The following is a 15,563-nucleotide window of genomic DNA, read 5'->3' as shown; positions in this document are numbered from 1 at the left end:
CGATGAGGACAGGGGCCATCGCCGGGTCGCGGCGCGGCCCGGGTGAGGTGGTCGCCAGGGTCTAGAGCCGCTCGTCGCGGGCGGCGGCGATGGTCGTGCCGGGGACGATCGGGCAGGGGACGAGCAGGCTCTCGGGTGGCTGGTCGGGGTGGTCGAGCATGGCGATGACCCGGTCGACGGCGATGCGGCCGATGGCGACGCGCGGGATCTCCAAGGAGTCCCACCGGGCGGAGGTGCCCTCCCAGGTGGCTTCGAGCACGGCGACGGAGACGTCCTCGGGCACGCGTACACCGCGCTCCCTGAGCCCGCCCAGCAGTTGCTCGGCCAGCCGGACGCTCTCGGCGACCACGGCCGTCTCGCCGCCGCGGACCAGCTCGTCGATCCAGTCACCGGTCAGTCCGCTCTCGCCGCGGAAGCCGGGCGACCTGTCGGTCAGGCCGAGCCGCTCCACCGCCTCGCGGTAGCCGTCGCGCCGGTCGGCGTACGGCTCCATCTCCATGGGCTCGCGCAGGTACGCGAAGCGGCGGTGGCCGTGCCCGGCCAGCTTGTCGACGATGCCGATGGCGGCGCCGCGGTAGTCGGGGATCACGCACGGGATCTCCGCGCCGGGCACCTCCCTGCGGCCGATGTGCACGAACGGGTAGCCGTCGGCCCACAACCTGGCCAGCTCCGCCCGGTCGGTGGAGACGCCCAGCAACACGCTGCCGTCGGCCAGGTTGAGCCGGTTGGTGCCGTCGCGGTAGACCCTGCGCCGCCCGTCGCCCGCCCCCGTCGAGGTGAACAGCACCAGGTCGAAGCCGGTCTGCTCGGCCCGCTCCTCGATGCCGAGCAGGAACTCGAAGTAGAAGTCGTCGCGGGCGTGCGGGAAGACCGCCTCGAAGGTGTGCACGCCGATCAGGCTGTTGCGCTTGTTGCGCAGGTTGCGCGCGGACGCGTTGGGGACGTACCCGAGCTCCTTGATCGCCGCGAGCACCCGCTGGCGGGTCTCCTCGGGGATGCGCGCGGAGTCCACGTCCCCGCTGATCACGCGGGACACGGCCGACTGGGACACCCCGGCCAGCCGGGCCACGTCGGACTGGCGCGGGGCCTGCCCGCGGCGCTTGGGCGTCATGGCCCTTCCTCCTCTCCCGAGCCGCCGGCACCGGCGGCTCGCAGGGCCGGGGCGGCCGCGTGGGTGGTGGCATCGAGCTCGCCGGCCCGGCCCTTCTGGTGCAGCCAGCAGTGCGCCCAGTGCCCGCCGCCCAGGTCGGTGCGCGGGGGCGCGCTCCGCTCGCACTCGGGCATCGCGAACGGGCAGCGCGGGTGGAAGCGGCACCCGGCGGGCGGGTCCACCAGGCTCGGCGGGCTGCCGGGGATGCCGGTCAGCGGCCGCAGCGGGGCGTGCAGCGGCGGGAACGAACAGCGCGGCGCGGTCGTCCTCGCCGCGCTGTTCGACGGGGCCGGGGTCGGGCGAGGACTCGACGAGCAGCTTGGTGTACGGGTGCCGGGGCCTGGCGATCACGTCGTCCTTGGGCCCGCCCTCGATCATGCGCCCGGCGTACATGACGACGATGTCGTCGCAGAGGTAGCGGGCGCTGGCGATGTCGTGCGTGATGTAGAGCATCGCCAGCCCGTCCTCGTCGCGCAGCCGGGCGAGCAGGTTGAGCATGTCGAGCCGGATCGACACGTCCAGCATCGAGATGGGCTCGTCGCCGAGCAGCACCTTCGGCCGTACGGCGAGCGCGCGGGCGATGACGACCCGCTGGCGCTGGCCGCCGGACAGCTCGTGGGGGAACTTGTCCACGAAGTCGGCGGCGGGGCTGAGGCTGACCCGTTCGAGCAGTTCCAGCACCTGCCGCTCCAGCTCCCGCCGGTCGCGGGTGCGGTGGTGCAGGCGCAGGGCGCGTTCGAGGTTGTAGCGGACGCGGTGCAGCGGGTTGAGCGACCCGAACGGGTCCTGGAAGATCAGCTGCACGTCGCCGTGGTAGCGGCGGCGGCCGGTGTCCGCGCGGCCGCGCAGCAGCACCTCGCCGCTGGTGGGCGGGTAGAAGCGGGCGAGCACGCGGGCCAGCGTGGTCTTGCCGCTGCCGCTCTCCCCCACCAGGGCCACGATCCGGCCGGGCAGCAGCGCCAGGGTGGCGTCCTCCACGGCCCGCACGACGCCGCGCCTGCCGGCGGGGAAGTGCTTGGCGACCTCACGCGCCTCGAGCACGGGCTCGCTCATCAGTGATCACCTCCAGCAGGGTAGAGCAGGCAGGCGACCTCGTGACCGGCGGCCGGGACGAGCTCGGGCAGGGTTGCGTCGCAGCCGTCGAAGCGCTCGGGGCAGCGGGGGTGGAACGCGCACCCCGGCGGTGGCCTGCGCAGGTCGGGCGGGCTGCCGGGGATGCCGGTCAGCGGCCGCAGCGGGGCGTGCAGCGGCGGGAACGAGTCGCGCAGGCCCTGCGTGTACGGGTGTTTCGGGTCGGTGTGGAGGGCCCGGGCGGTGCCGATCTCGACGATGCGGCCCGCGTACATGATGGCGATCCGGTCGGCCACCTCCAGCAGCAGCGACAGGTCGTGGGTGACGAACACGACGGCGAAGCCCAGCTCGTCGCGCAGGCGCAGCACCTGGGAGAGGATCTGGCGCTGCATGACCACGTCCACGGCGGTGGTCGGCTCGTCCATGACGACCAGGTCGGGCCGGCAGGCCAGGGCGAGCGCGATGGCCGCGCGCTGCCGCATGCCGCCGGAGAGCTGGTGGGGGTAGCCGCGCACCCGGTCGGCCGAGATGCCGACCATGGCCAGCAGCTCGGCGGCCCGCTGCCAGGCCTGCTTCCTGCTCATCCGCCGGTCGTGGGCGCGCAGCGCGTCGGCGAACTGGGCGCCGAGCCGCATCACCGGGTTGAGCGCGTCCATGGCGCTCTGCAGGACGATGGACAGGCTCGTCCAGCGCAGGTCCCGCAGGGCGTGGTCGTCCAGCGTGACGAGGTCGACCGGGGGGCCGCCGTCGCGGCCGTGGTAGAGGATGCGGCCGGCGGTGGTCACGGCGGGCGGGCGCTGGAGCCGGGTCAGCGCCGTGATCAGGGTGGACTTGCCCGACCCCGACTCTCCGGCCACGCCCAGGATCTCGCCGCGGCGCAGCGTGAACGACACGTCCACGCACGCCCGCACCTCCCCGGCGTACTCGACGCTGAGCCCGTCCACCCGCAGCACCGCGCGGTGGGCGGCCGGGGTGGCCGGCGCGTGTTCCTGTGTCTGGGAGGTCATGCCGCCTCGCTCCTCGCGATCCGTGGCCGGCGGGTCCTGACGACCCGGAGTTTGGGGTTGGCCACCTCGTCCACGCCGAAGTTGACCAGGGCCGCCGCGGTGCCGATGAGCGCGATGCACAACCCCGGCGGCACGAACCACCACCACAGCCCGCGCAGCACCGCGCTCTGCTGCTGCGCCGCCTGGATCATGGTGCCCCAGCTGATCGCCGCGGAGTCGGAGATCCCCAGGAAGGCCAGCCCGGCCTCGGCCAGCACCGCGCCGATCAGCGCGTGCAGGAACATCGAGGCGATCAGCCCGGTCAGGTGCGGCAGCACCTCGAAGAAGACGAGCCGGCGGTTGCTCTCGCCGAGCAGCCGCATGGCGCGGACGAAGTCGCGTCCCGCCACGCTCATGGCCTGGGCGCGCAGCGTGCGGGCGCCGCCGGCCCAGCCGAACAGCCCGATGATGAGCGCGATCGTCCACAGGCCCGTGCCCCGCAGGTAGCCGGCCACGACGAAGATGAGCGGCAGCACCGGCATGACGAGGAAGAGGTTGGTCAGGAAGTTCAGCACGCCGTCCACGCCGCCGCCGAAGTAGCCGGCGGTCACGCCGACCAGCACCGCCAGCGCCGTGCCGATCGCGGCGGCCAGGAAGCCCACGAACATCGAGCCGCTCGCCCCCGCGATCACCTGGGCCAGCACGTCCTGCCCGAACTGGGTGGTGCCGAGCAGGTGCTCCGCCGACGGCGGCTGGGCGATGGCCTGGATGTCGTTGGCCCGGGGGTCGAGCCCCAGCACGGTCTCGCTGAACCAGCCGCCGAAGATCGCGACCAGCGCGAAGAAGGCGATGATGGCCGAGCCTGCGCGTACCTTCATGCGCGCTCCCTGATACGCGGGTCGAGCAGCGCGTACACCGAGTCGGCCGCCAGGTTGGCGAGGAGCACGGTGAGCGTGATGAGGAAGAAGACGCCCTGCATCACCGGGTAGTCGCGCTGCTGGAGCGAGATGAACAGCAGGTAGCCGATGCCGGGGTAGCTGAAGACGATCTCGGTCAGCAGCGCGCCGCCGACGACGCCGCCCAGCGCGAGGGCGAAGCCGGTGAAGTTCGGCAACATGGCGTTGCGGGCGGCGTACCGGAGCATGACCCTGCGCGGCGACAGGCCCTTGGCCAGGGCGAGCAGCACGTAGTCCTCGCGGACCGTGGTGACGGTCATGTTGCGCATCCCGAGCAGCCAGCCGCCGAACGCCGAGAACACGATCGTGGCGGCGGGCAGGGCGCCGTAGTGCAGGACGCTCAGCAGGAACGGCGCGTTGAACCCGACGGGCAGGTCCGGGTCGTAGCCGCCGGCCAGCGGGAACCAGCCGAGCAGGAACCCGAACGCCCACAACGCCAGCAGCGCCACCCAGAAGTACGGCACCGACGACACGAACGTGGTCAGCGGGCTGACGATCGAGTCGAACCGGCCGCCGGCCCGCCACCCGGCGATCACGCCGAGCCCGGTGCCGGCCAGGAACGCCACCACGGTGGTGCTGCCGACCAGCAGCAGCGTCCACGGCAGGCCCTGCCAGACCAGGTCGCTGACCGGGGTCGGGAAGTTCCTGATCGACACGCCGAGGTCGAGCCGGGCGAGCTGGCCCAGATAGTCGAGGTATTGGGAGCCGAGGTTGGCGCTCGGGTCGCCGAACAGACGCTGGATGGACTCCAGCGTGCGCGGCGGCAGCGACTGGCCGCTGACCCGCTCCAGCTCCTCGATGATCGCCAGCGACGGGTCTCCTGGCATGAGGCGCGGGATGAGGAAGTTCAGGGTGACGGCCGACCACACGGCGGCGGCGTAGAAGCCGAGCCGTCCGGCCAGGAAGCGCCTGCCGGTCACGGGGCGGCACGCTTGAGGTTCATCAGCGTCATCGTGGTGTCGGGGCCGAGGCCGGGGAACGGGACGTGGGTGAACTTCCCGGGGGTGGGCCAGCCCGTCCACCGCCCGGCGTTGATCGCCACGAACCAGTACGAGTTGTAGATCGGGCTGAAGGGCACCTGGTCCACGACGATCGTCTGCATCTCCTGGGCGTACTGCCTGAGCTCGCCGGTGTCGGCGGTGCCCATCAGCTCGGCGAGCACGGCGTCGGTCTTCGCGTCCTTCCAGCGGCCCGGGTTGGTGGCGGCCTTCTTGCCGACGGGCTTGGCGGCGCGGCCGGCCAGCATGCTGTAGACGCCGCTCACGCCGGCGCCGCCGGTGGTGGCGATCGTCAGGTCGAACGTGCCGAGCTGCTGGCTCTCGTACAGGTTGGCGCCGGGGGCTCCGGCGGACTTGACCTGCAGGCCGAGCGCCGACTTCCAGCTGTTGATCATGATGTCGGCGTAGGGGGCCCAGCCGAAGTCCTGGTTGAAGGAGAGGGTGGGCGCGTACGCCTCGCCGTCCTTGACCAGTTTGCCGTCGGTGACCGTCCAGCCGCCCTCCGCCAGCTCGCGCCTGGCGCCCTCGGCGTCGACCTGCTGCACCTTGCCGCGGTACTCCGGCTTGATCCAGTCCCGGTAGACGAGGTCGACGAGGCCGGTGGGGCCCGCCTCGGTGCCGGGCCGGTTGAGCGTGGTGACGATGTCGCCGCGCGGGATCGTCATCGCCAGCGCGCGGCGCACGTGCACGTCGTCGAAGGGCGGCTCGGCGGTGTTGTAGAGCATCGAGTACGCCCCGCCGGTGGCGTACAGCTGGTAGAGGTGCCTGCCCGGGTCCTTGGCGACGTACTCCTGCTCGGCGCCGGGCCACGACTGGATCGCCCAGTCGACCTCGCCGCGCAGCAGCTGCGCCTTCACCGCGTCCTGGTTGGTCGGAATGATCTTCAGGTGCGTCATGGGGAACGTGCCGCCCCAGTAGTCGTCGCGGGCGCGCAGCGTGATCTGCTGGGCGGCGAACGACTCCAGGACGAACGGGCCGGTGCCCACGGGGTCGGGGTTCGTCCAGGTCTTGAGGTCCTGCTTCTCCCAGATCTTCTTCGGCACCATCGGCAACGACGGCGAGGCGAACTGGTTGACCTCGCTGAACCCCGGCTTGGCGAACGTGACCGCGACCGTGGACTCGTCCACCTTCTCCACGGCCGTGTACGTGGTGCCGCCCAGGTTGAAGTCCGGGTTCTCCAGGGGGAGGCTCAGGGAGAACACGACGTCGTCGACCGTCAGCGGCGCGCCGTCGGAGAACGTCACGCCCTGGCGCACCTTGATCGTGAGCCGGGTGCCCTTCTCGTCGAACTCGAGGCTCTCGGCCAGCCACGGCTTGACGGTGCCGCCGTCGCTGTAGTCGATGCGGGCCAGCGGCTCGTAGATCATCTCCGCGTTCGGGGTCTTCTGCGTCGCGGGCCCGACGACGTTGTAGTTGCGGATGTACGTCGTGCCGGCGTCGGTCTTGCCGAAGACGATGGTGTCCGCGCGGGCGCCGCCGGCCGGCTGGTTCTGGACGCCCGCCGTGCACGCGGTGGCGAGCACCATCACGACGGCGACCAGGAGTCCTCTTGTTCGCATGTGTGTCTCCAGGGGGTGCGCATACGTATGCGCAAACCGGCCGGACGGGGGAAGGGCCGGTTGCTTCTACGTATGAACAGGGACGGTATGGACGTTACGGCCAGGCGTCAAGGGTGTGACCGGAACTTTTCGTCTCCCCTTGACGGGCGAGCGTTCTGTGCTTAGCGTCCCGGATCAACCCATTCTGCAGAGGTGCTCATACGTATGAGCAGCGGGAGGCATCCGTGCACCAGATCGACCGGCTCCTGGAGAAGCTCACCCTGGAGGGCAAGGTCCGCCTGCTGACCGGCGCGGACGAGTGGAGCACCCACGCCGACCCCGACATCGGGTTGCGCGCCATGGTGCTGTCCGACGGGCCGTCCGGCATCCGCGGCGTCACCTGGGACGAGCGCGACCCCGCGGTGAACCTGCCGTCCGCCACCGCGCTCGCCGCCACCTGGGACGTCGCCACCGCCCACGCGTACGGGGCGGCGCTGGCGGCCGAGGCGCGGCGCAAGGGCGCCCACGTGGTACTCGGGCCGACGATCAACCTGCACCGCAGCCCGCTCGGAGGGCGGCACTTCGAGGCGTACTCCGAGGACCCGCTGCTGACGGCCGACCTGGCGGCGGCGTACGTGCGCGGAGTCCAGAGCCTCGGCGTCGCCGCGACCCCCAAGCACTACGTGGGCAACGACTTCGAGACCGAGCGCTTCACGGCGAACGTCGTGGTGAGCGAGCGGGCGCTGCGGGAGCTGTACCTGGCGGCGTTCGAGAAGGCCGTGGTGGAGGCGGGGGCCTGGGTGGTGATGTCGGCGTACAACGCGGTCAACGGCGCCACCATGACGGAGAACCCGCTGCTGGCCGAGCCGCTGTGCGGCGAATGGGGGTTCGACGGGGTGGTGGTGTCCGACTGGTGGGCCGCGCGGTCGACCGTAGCGGCCGCGCTGGCCAGGCAGGACCTGGCGATGCCCGGACCGGACGGGCCGTGGGGAGACGCGCTGGTCGCGGCGGTGCGCGACGGGCTCGTCCCGGAGGCCGCGGTCGACGAGAAGGTACGGCGCCTGCTGCGGCTGGCCGCCCGCGTCGGCGCCCTTGACGACCTCACCTCCGGCCTCACCCCCGGCCTCGACCCGGCCACCGGCACGCGGAATGCTTCCACCCCCGTCCCGGCCACCGGCGCGCAGGACGCCTCGGCCCCCGCACCCGACCCGGGTACCGGAACGCGGGACGGCCGCACGCCCGCTTCCTGGACGGCCGCCGGCGTGCCCCCGGCGGCGGCTTCCGCCGAGGAGGGCGCCGCGCTGGCGCGGCGGGTGGCGGCCGACGGGATGGTGCTGGTGCGCAACGAGGGCGAGCTGCCGTGGCCCGCTCCCGGCCCCCGGTCGGTCGCGGTGATCGGGCACAACGCCCTCCAGTTCCGCAGCCAGGGCGGCGGCAGCGCCACCGTGACCCCGCCGTACGTCATCTCCCCGCTGGACGGGCTGCGCGCCGCGCTGCCGGACGCCGCGATCACGTGGACCCTCGGCGCCGTCACCCAGGAGGGCCTCGCGGCGCTGCCGATCGCGCGGCTGACCGACCCCGTCTCGGGCGAACCCGGGGTGCGCGCCCGCTTCCTCGACTCCGGCGGCCGGGAGCTGCTGAGCGAGAACCGCCGCTCGTCCGACCTGGCCAGGTTGGGCGGATCCCGCCCCTCGGGCACGACGTCGGTGGAGGTCACCACCCGCTACCTGGTACGCGAGCCGGGCACCGCGCGGCTCGGCATCGCGGGAGCCGGGTTCGCCACGCTGGCCGTCGACGGTGTGCGGGTGCTGGAGCGGGAGCTGGTGCACGGGGGCGAGGACTTCGGCGGCGGCCTGGTCTCGCCGCCGCACGCCTCGGTCACGGTCGAGCTCGCCGCCGGAGCGGCCGAGCTGACGGCCAGGCTGGACGGCGTGCCGCAGGGCAACGGCCTGACCCTCACGCTGGGCGAGGACCTGGCCCCCGCCGGCACGGCACGCGCCGGCGGCATGGACGCCGGGAAGGCCGGGACGGACGCCGAGGGGACGGGCGCCGGCGAGACACGGGCGGGCGCCGGCGAGGCGGCGGTCGAGGCGGCGGTCGAGGCGGCGGTCGAGGCGGCGGTCGAGGCGGCGGTCGAGGCGGCGCGGCGGGCGGAGGTGGCCGTGGTCGTGGTCGGCACGAGCCCGGAGATCGAACGGGAGGCGGCCGACCGGGCCACGCTGGCGCTTCCCGGCGCGCAGGACAGGCTCGTGCGTGCGGTGGCCGCCGCCAACCCGCGCACGGTCGTCGTCGTCAACGCGGGCGCGCCCGTGCTCATGCCGTGGCGGAACGAGGTGGCCGCCGTGCTGCTGGGCTGGTTCGGCGGGCAGGAGTTCGGCGACGCCCTGGCCGACGTGCTGCTCGGGACGGCCGAGCCGGGCGGCCGGCTGCCCACCACCTGGCCCGGTGAGGAGGCGGACGTGCCGGTCCTGCGGACCGCTCCTGCGGACGGGGTGGTGGTCTACGAGGAGGGCGTCCATGTCGGCTACCGCGCATGGCTGCGCGCCGGAACCGCGCCCGCCTACCCTTTCGGGCACGGGCTCGGCTACACGAGCTGGGAGCTGACCGACCTCGCCGCCACCAACGGCGAGGTGAGCCTGACCGTGCGCAACACCGGCGGGCGCGCGGGCAAGCACGTGGTGCAGGTGTACCTGTCACGGGAGTCGAGCGCGGTGGACCGGCCGGTGCGCTGGCTCGCCGGATACGCGGTGGTGCGCGCCGTCGCGGGGCAGTCCGATCGGGTCACGATCCCGCTCCCGCGCCGCGCGTTCCAGCATTGGGACGGCGGCTGGCGGACCGAGCCGGGCGAGTTCACCGTCCACGCCGGCTCCAGCGTCGCCGACCTCCCCCTCACCGCCCGGATCAGCGCGCCGCAGGGCGACCGGCCCTCCCCGACCGGTCCTCCCCCACCACCCCGATCCGCGTTCCGCAGGGCGACCGGCGGGTAGGCGCTCTCCCGATCCCGCCGGCGGGCGCGGATGCGCGCTAGCGCGGGAAGTCGTCGAGTTCGCGCACGGCCTGGTCGAGGTCGTCGGCGACGCCGCGGCGCAGCAGCCTGGCGTAGAGCCCGTCGCCGGTGACGCCCAGCCGGCGGATCAGGGCCGCACGAGCGCGCATCTGCGCCTGGGCGTCGTCGATGAGGGTCTTCGTGCGGCCCTTCCATCCGTACGCGTCCAGGAACCGGCGCAACCGCGCGGGCCGCGTGTCGAACTGGGTGAACCCCTCCGCGGCGGCCACGTGACGGGCGTGCAGCGGCACCCAGCACAGCGCCAGCGCCGCCACGTCGGAGTCCACCGTGGCGGGGCCGGCGAAATCCCAGTCGAAGAAGCCGACCAGCCGCCCGGCGTGGTAGGCGGCGTTGAACGGGCTGGCGTCGTTGTGCGCGATGACCAGCCCGGGCTCCCACGGCCGGCCGGTGCGCCAGTGAGCGTCCGCGGGGGGCACGAAGTCGGCCACCGTCTCGTGGTACGACCTCAGCCATGACGCCACCTGCACGAGCGTGTCCTCGGTGCGGGTCCACCGGGGCCACACCAGGGCGTCGCCGACGGTGTCGCCTTCGAGATAGGTGAGGATCTCGCATCCGTCCGCGTCGATGCCGAGCACGCGGGGAGCGCCGTCGAATCCTCTGTTCTCCAGGTGCCGCAGCAGCTGGTGAACGGACGCCGTCCACGCTCGCACCGGCCGCCGGACCTGGGATCCCACGCGCACGGCGCCCCCGTCGTTTCCGCCTCCGAGCCGACTCCCGGTCACGAGCGCCTCCCAACGGGCTCCGGCCGGGCGGCTCACGTCGATCGATGGTTCCCTGCTCCGTCCTTGCCCCCCGTGAAATCTCGCACGGGACCGCGTCCGCAGCAAGGCCACGGACGGCCGTTCCCGGACGCCCGGGAGGCGGGCGTGCTCACGACGCCGGCGCGTGAGGACGGTGGTTCGCGAACGGAAACAGAAAGGAAACACCGGCCGCCCTAGAAAGATCGTGTTCCGCAATGCCGCGATCGAGGAGGTTTCCTGGTGAGGCATGCTCCCCGTCACCACCGGACGGCCACGGGCGTGGTCGTCGTGGGGCTGGTCGCCGCTGTTGTACCGCTGTCCGCCACCCCTGTGTCGGCGCACAGGAAGGACTACGGGCAGAAGTGGTCGAACTTCAGCTATCACCACGTGACCGGCTACAACGATCAGTGGAAACCGCCCATGACGAAGGCGCCGCAACGCTGGTCGAATCACGCCAGGGTGGCCCTGCGCAACGCTTCGGGCGCCAACTGCAACGTCAAGGTGGGACGCTACAGCTCGTCAAGCTTCGGGCACTACTACAGCTACCACGTCAACGGCGGGTCCACGGGCTGCTACATCACGCTCAACGCCCGCACGATCGCCAACAGGGCCAGCCGGTTCCAGAACTACGTGCACAGCGTCTTCACGCACGAGCTCGGCCATGCGCTGAGCCTGGGGCACAACGAGCGCAACGACTCGATCATGTGTAAGTGCCGCAACCGGAACACCATGACGCGCCGCCAGTCGCACGACAACAGCGACGTGACGGATTACTACACCACCGGCTACACGAGGAAGTTCTGATGGCGAAGCGACACCTTGCCACGCTCGCCTTGGGCGCGGGCCTCGTCTTCTCTGTGGCGGGATGCGGAGGCGGAGCCGCCACGACGACGGCGGTCTCCATGGACCGGGCCGGCGCGCGGGAGGCGGTCGTGTCGGCCGACTATCCGGCCTTCGCCTCCGTGAAGGAGATGTGGGACGACGCCGACCTCGTGGTGCAGGCCAACGTCACCGGCATGCGAACCGCGAGGGACAAGCCCTCGAAGATCCTCGAACCCGGCGACGAGGGATACGACGACCCCAAGGCCAACCCCCTGTACGGGCTCACCCCCGATGAGCTGGCCGAGGCCAGGAAGGTGGCCGAACAGGAGGTCGGCGACATCGTCACCATCGCCACGGCGGACATCACCCACGTGTTCAAGGGCGATCCTGCCGGCGTGCGCTCCGTCGAGGTCCGGCAGCTCGGCGGAGAGCTCGGCGGAGAGAAGCTGACCGCGCTCGACGAGGTCAAGCTCGCCCAGGACAGGAGTTACCTGCTGTTCCTGCACGCCTGGGACGACACCGGGGACCACACCATGGTGAGCCCGGAACAGGGGCAGTACGTCGCGACGGGCCCGGACGGCAGGGTGGCGACGTCCGCGAAGCCGGGCGACACGTACGCCCCGCTTCCCGGCAACCGGCTCCAGGTCACCCGCGCCGCCCTTGACGAGCTCGCGAAGTCGGACTGATCGGCGCCCCGGCCGGGCCGGCGACCCAAGGCTCTATAAAGTGTAGTACTACATTTTGTAGAGTCTGGGAGGCCGCCGGTGCGGGTGCTTGTAGCGGGAGCGGGGATCAGCGGGCTGGCGGCGGCGCGGGGACTGCTCGCCGCCGGGCACGAGGTGGTGGTGCTGGAGCAGGCGCCGGGGCTGCGGCTGGGGGGCGGGGCCATCACCCTGTGGTGCAACGGCACCGCCATCCTCGGGGACGTCGGCGTCGACCTGGAGGGCACGGGGCAGCGGCTGACGGCGATGCGCCTGCGGACCGCGGGCGGCCACCCGGTGCTGGAGCTCGACCTGGAGGCGCTGGCGGAGCGGTTCGGGTCGGCGGCCCGGGTGCTGCCGCGCGGCTCGCTGATCACCCTTCTGGACCGCGGGCTGCCGGAGGGCACCGTACGGTTCGGCGCGCGGGTCACGGAGGTGCGGGCCGACCGCGACGGCGTACGGGTGCGGACACGGGCGGGCGAGGAGCACAGCGGCGACTTCCTGGTGGGCGCCGACGGCGTGCACTCGCGGGTGCGGGCCCACGTCCTGGGCGACGCCCCGGCGGCGCTGACCGGCGCGGCGATCTGGCAGGGTCTGACGCCGGCCCCGTTCGACCTCGGATCGGTCACGACGCTGATGGTCGGCCGGCAGGGCGACTTCGGGTACGCGAGCGCGGGCGACGGGCTCATGCAGTGGTTCTTCGACGTGCCGTGGTCGCCTGACGCGCCGAGGGAGGACAAGCCGCTGGAGATGTTGCGCCGGCGGTTCGCGGGGTGGGCCTCCCCGGTCGAGCAGGTGCTGGACTCGCTGCGCGACGGCGACGCCGAGTTGTTCCCGCACACCCGGCACAAGGTGCCGTGCCGCTGGGGCGAGGGGCGGTGCGTGCTGCTCGGGGACGCGGCGCACGGCATGCCGCCCGTCGGGGCGCAGGGCACCAACCAGGCGCTGGAGGACGTGGCGACGCTGGTGGACTGCCTGGCCGCGGTGGCCGATCCGGCCGACGTCGTCGGCGTGTACTCCGCCAGGCGCAGGCGGCGGGCGGCCCTGGCCTCCACCGTCGCCTCGAACACCCTCGCCGTGTCCGGTCCGCGGACGCTGATGCAGAGCGAGCGCCTCATGCGCATGAACGGCGCCGCGCCGCCGCGGCTGGCCACCCGGGGGTTCGGCCGCCTGCTGAGCGCCCTCAGCGACCGGATCTGACACCCTTCGGCGGCGGGGGTGTCAGTCCCGCCGCCCCATCTCCTCGATCACGCGCCGGGCCCACGCCACTTCGAGCTTTCCCGTGGGCGTCCTGCGCAGCGCCGGGAGGAGCACGACGGCGCGCGGGACCTTGTACCCGGCCAGGCCGCGGCGGACCCAGCCCTGGAGCTCCCGCTCCGTCAGGGTGCCGTCCGGGGTGGCGACCACCGCCGAGACGCGCTCGCCCCACGTCTCGTCCCGGACGCCCACCACGATGCAGTCCGTCACGCCCGGGTGGGCGAGCAGCGCGTTCTCGACCTCCTGGGGGAACACCTTCTCGCCGCCCGTGTTGATCACACCGGAGCCCCTGCCGAGGAACCGGATCGCGCCGTCCGCCTCGACCTGCGCGAGGTCGCCCGGGATGGAGTGGCGGACACCGTCGATGACGCGGAACGTGGCCGCGGTCCTGGCCGGGTCCTTGTGGTAGCCGAGCGGCAGCGGGCCGGCGTAGGCGAGCACCCCCGTCTCCCCGCTGCCGGGGACGACCTCGGCGCCCTCGGGCGAGACGACCTTGGTCGCGGGGACCGGCAGGAAGCGGCTCGGCAGGTCGCCGGCGGAGGAGGTGACGGCGAAGGCGAACGGCCCGCCCTCGCTGGAGGCGAGCGCGTCGATGACGGTGACGTCGGCGCGCGCGTGCAGGGCCCGCTTGAGGCCGTCGCTGAGGACCGTACCCGAGCTGATCACCGACGTGAGCGACGTGAGGTCGTGCGGCCTGCCAGCCTCCTCCGCCGCGACGAGCTCGTCGACGAGTGGCCGGCAGACCGCGTTGCCCGCCACGATGATCGTGCCCGCCCGCTGCGCGGCGACGGTCTCCCAGACGTGCCGCGCGTCGAGCCCGCCCTCGCGCGTGGTGATGACCCGGCCGCCGGTGAGCAGGGCGCCCATCGCGTTGAACAGCCCGGTGGCGTGCATGAGCGGGACCACCGGCATCGTCGCGGGCGCCCGGCCCCGCGCACGCGCGCTCTCCGCGATCCGCGCCGCCTCGTCGAGCGTCGAGGGCGGCTCGGACACGCCCAGCGGCCGGAAGACCGGCACCGTCAGCGAGTGCAGCAGATCGCCCTGCCGCCAGATGACGCCCTTCGGCCGGCCCGTGGTGCCGCCGGTGTACATGAACAGCCGGTCCGAGCTCGGCCGCGACGCCGCGGGCCTGGGCTCCGTGGCGGCGAGGAGATCGTCCAGGCCGACCGCGGGAGGGCCGGCGGCGCCGTCCGCGGGCGCGCCGGCCCGTACGAGCAGGCGCAGCGTGGGCACCGTACGCGCGGCGTGGCCGACGTGGGCGGCCAGCTCGCCGCTGAAGACGATCGCCGCCGCGTCGGTGTCCCTGAGCACGGCGGACAGTTCCTCCCCGGTGTAGCGGTAGTTCGCGTTGACCGGCACGGCGCCGAGCTTGAACGCCGCGAACACGGTCTCGAGGTAGGCCGCGCCGTTGTGGAGGTAGCAGGCCACCGTGTCCCCCGGCCCGACCCCGGCCCGCTCCAGCGCCGTGGCCAGCCGGGCCGCCCGGTCCTCGAACTCGGCGTAGGTGCGGTCGCCCCCCGGCTCCGCGATGGCCACCGCGCCGGGAAGGCGGCGGGCGACGGCCTCCCAGATCGTGCCGATGGAGACGTCCATGGATCAGTCTCCCTCCCGGCCGCGCCGGCGCCGCCCGCGCCACATGGTAGGCACGGACCTGATCCGGGCGACACCGCCCAAATGACCGGGCGGTGGGTGGACAAATGACGTAGCCGCCTGGATTCTCCCTCTCGCGGGGGACGTTCCTCCCCGGGCCAGGGGAAGAGGACCGCGGCGAGCGGCGTCTACGGTGACGGCCATGACGCGTTCTGATCGGCCACGACGCTGGCCCGCGTACGCGGTGGCGGGGCTGTTCCTCGGTTACGCCGCCGGGAAGGCCGCCTTCGCCACGCAGGCCCGGCTCGGGTTCCCCGGCGGCCCGCCGGTTCCGGCCTCCGAGGCCGCGAGCTACTTCATGGACGCGGCCACGGCGCAGTGGCTCGCGACCGCGTCCGGGGTGGCGGGGGCGGGGATCGTCCTCCTCACGGTCCTGCCGCTGGGCCGCCGGGTGCCCAGATGGCTGATGCTGCTCGTGCTCGCCGGGATGGCCGCGGCCGTCGGCGGCGGCGCCGGCATCATGGCCGTGGACGGGTTCGTCGGCGTCGGCGTGGGCTGGCAGTGGTACCACGGGCTGCTCGGGATCGCCGTGATCGTGTTGTTCCTGGAGACGATCCGGTCCTACGCCACGTCGACCGGGCGGCGGCGATTTGTCGGCGGTCGGACCGGGCCCTAAAGTCACGCCAC

11 protein-coding genes and 2 pseudogenes are annotated in these 15,563 nt (G+C 73.0%); 5 read left to right on the top strand and 8 right to left on the bottom strand.

Going from position 1 to position 15,563, the window contains the following annotated elements:
- Positions 1–61 precede the first annotated feature (61 nt).
- The 6 genes and pseudogenes from ABGB14_RS04670 to ABGB14_RS04645 form a co-directional block, all read right to left on the bottom strand.
- Positions 62–1,060, bottom strand: a pseudogene (locus ABGB14_RS04670) (LacI family DNA-binding transcriptional regulator); the annotation flags it as partial.
- Between the two features lie 47 nt (positions 1,061–1,107).
- Positions 1,108–2,203, bottom strand: a pseudogene (locus tag ABGB14_RS04665) (ABC transporter ATP-binding protein).
- Entirely contained in the window at positions 2,203–3,228 is a 1,026-nt protein-coding gene (locus ABGB14_RS04660) for an ABC transporter ATP-binding protein (protein ID WP_347642266.1), read from the bottom strand. Before ABGB14_RS04660 ends, ABGB14_RS04665 begins: the two are co-directional and overlap by 1 nt.
- Positions 3,225–4,085 carry an ABC transporter permease gene (locus ABGB14_RS04655; RefSeq protein WP_347642265.1) on the bottom strand — a complete coding sequence of 287 codons (861 nt, stop codon included), beginning with the start codon at positions 4,083–4,085 and terminating at the stop codon, positions 3,225–3,227. Before ABGB14_RS04655 ends, ABGB14_RS04660 begins: the two co-directional genes overlap by 4 nt.
- A complete protein-coding gene (locus ABGB14_RS04650) occupies positions 4,082–5,083 on the bottom strand; it encodes an ABC transporter permease (RefSeq protein WP_347642264.1) in 1,002 nt (333 codons plus the stop codon). Before ABGB14_RS04650 ends, ABGB14_RS04655 begins: the two co-directional genes overlap by 4 nt.
- Entirely contained in the window at positions 5,080–6,720 is a 1,641-nt protein-coding gene (locus tag ABGB14_RS04645; protein WP_347642263.1) for an ABC transporter substrate-binding protein, read from the bottom strand. The genes ABGB14_RS04650 and ABGB14_RS04645 overlap by 4 nt, the downstream gene beginning before the upstream one ends.
- Positions 6,721–6,944: 224 nt before the next feature.
- Here ABGB14_RS04645 and ABGB14_RS04640 point away from each other — a divergent pair, with 224 nt between their 5' ends.
- Entirely contained in the window at positions 6,945–9,686 is a 2,742-nt protein-coding gene (locus ABGB14_RS04640) for a glycoside hydrolase family 3 C-terminal domain-containing protein (RefSeq protein ID WP_347642262.1), read from the top strand.
- 37 nt (positions 9,687–9,723) lie between these two features.
- Here the strand turns inward: ABGB14_RS04640 and ABGB14_RS04635 are convergent, their stop codons facing one another.
- The gene (locus tag ABGB14_RS04635; protein WP_347642261.1) at positions 9,724–10,446 is read right to left on the bottom strand and encodes a phosphotransferase; all 723 of its coding nucleotides are present in this window, start codon (positions 10,444–10,446) and stop codon (positions 9,724–9,726) included.
- Between the two features lie 300 nt (positions 10,447–10,746).
- On the opposite strand from ABGB14_RS04635, the gene ABGB14_RS04630 reads away from it, so the two are divergent.
- From ABGB14_RS04630 to ABGB14_RS04620, 3 genes are all read left to right on the top strand, one after another.
- Positions 10,747–11,310 (top strand): matrixin family metalloprotease, encoded by a 564-nt coding sequence (locus ABGB14_RS04630; RefSeq protein WP_347642260.1) that lies wholly within the window; start codon positions 10,747–10,749, stop codon positions 11,308–11,310.
- On the top strand, positions 11,310–12,014 hold the full coding sequence (locus ABGB14_RS04625) for a hypothetical protein (RefSeq protein ID WP_347642259.1): 705 nt from the start codon (positions 11,310–11,312) through the stop codon (positions 12,012–12,014). The genes ABGB14_RS04630 and ABGB14_RS04625 overlap by 1 nt, the downstream gene beginning before the upstream one ends.
- A gap of 78 nt (positions 12,015–12,092) precedes the next feature.
- Positions 12,093–13,229 carry an FAD-dependent monooxygenase gene (locus tag ABGB14_RS04620; protein ID WP_347642258.1) on the top strand — a complete coding sequence of 379 codons (1,137 nt, stop codon included), beginning with the start codon at positions 12,093–12,095 and terminating at the stop codon, positions 13,227–13,229.
- A 21-nt stretch (positions 13,230–13,250) separates the two neighbouring features.
- Here ABGB14_RS04620 and ABGB14_RS04615 read toward each other — a convergent pair whose 3' ends face one another.
- The gene (locus ABGB14_RS04615; RefSeq protein ID WP_347642257.1) at positions 13,251–14,879 is read right to left on the bottom strand and encodes an AMP-binding protein; all 1,629 of its coding nucleotides are present in this window, start codon (positions 14,877–14,879) and stop codon (positions 13,251–13,253) included.
- A gap of 199 nt (positions 14,880–15,078) precedes the next feature.
- Between ABGB14_RS04615 and ABGB14_RS04610 the strand changes: the two genes are divergently transcribed.
- Complete coding sequence (locus ABGB14_RS04610) at positions 15,079–15,552, top strand: hypothetical protein (protein ID WP_347642256.1); 474 nt, start codon at positions 15,079–15,081, stop codon at positions 15,550–15,552.
- Positions 15,553–15,563: the final 11 nt, after the last annotated feature.

The organism is Nonomuraea sp. B10E15 (assembly GCF_039871615.1).
Classification (GTDB): domain Bacteria; phylum Actinomycetota; class Actinomycetes; order Streptosporangiales; family Streptosporangiaceae; genus Nonomuraea.
This window is presented reverse-complemented; position numbering and strand designations above follow the sequence as displayed.

Excerpts from the sequence above, each read along its gene's own strand:
- ABGB14_RS04660 (WP_347642266.1), bottom strand. The coding sequence starts at position 3,228 with ATGACCTCCCAGACACAGGAACACGCGCCGGCCACCCCGGCCGCCCAC.
- ABGB14_RS04655 (WP_347642265.1), bottom strand. The coding sequence starts at position 4,085 with ATGAAGGTACGCGCAGGCTCGGCCATCATCGCCTTCTTCGCGCTGGTC.
- ABGB14_RS04645 (WP_347642263.1), bottom strand. The coding sequence starts at position 6,720 with ATGCGAACAAGAGGACTCCTGGTCGCCGTCGTGATGGTGCTCGCCACC.
- ABGB14_RS04625 (WP_347642259.1), top strand. The coding sequence starts at position 11,310 with ATGGCGAAGCGACACCTTGCCACGCTCGCCTTGGGCGCGGGCCTCGTC.
- ABGB14_RS04615 (WP_347642257.1), bottom strand. The coding sequence starts at position 14,879 with ATGGACGTCTCCATCGGCACGATCTGGGAGGCCGTCGCCCGCCGCCTT.
- ABGB14_RS04610 (WP_347642256.1), top strand. The coding sequence starts at position 15,079 with ATGACGCGTTCTGATCGGCCACGACGCTGGCCCGCGTACGCGGTGGCG.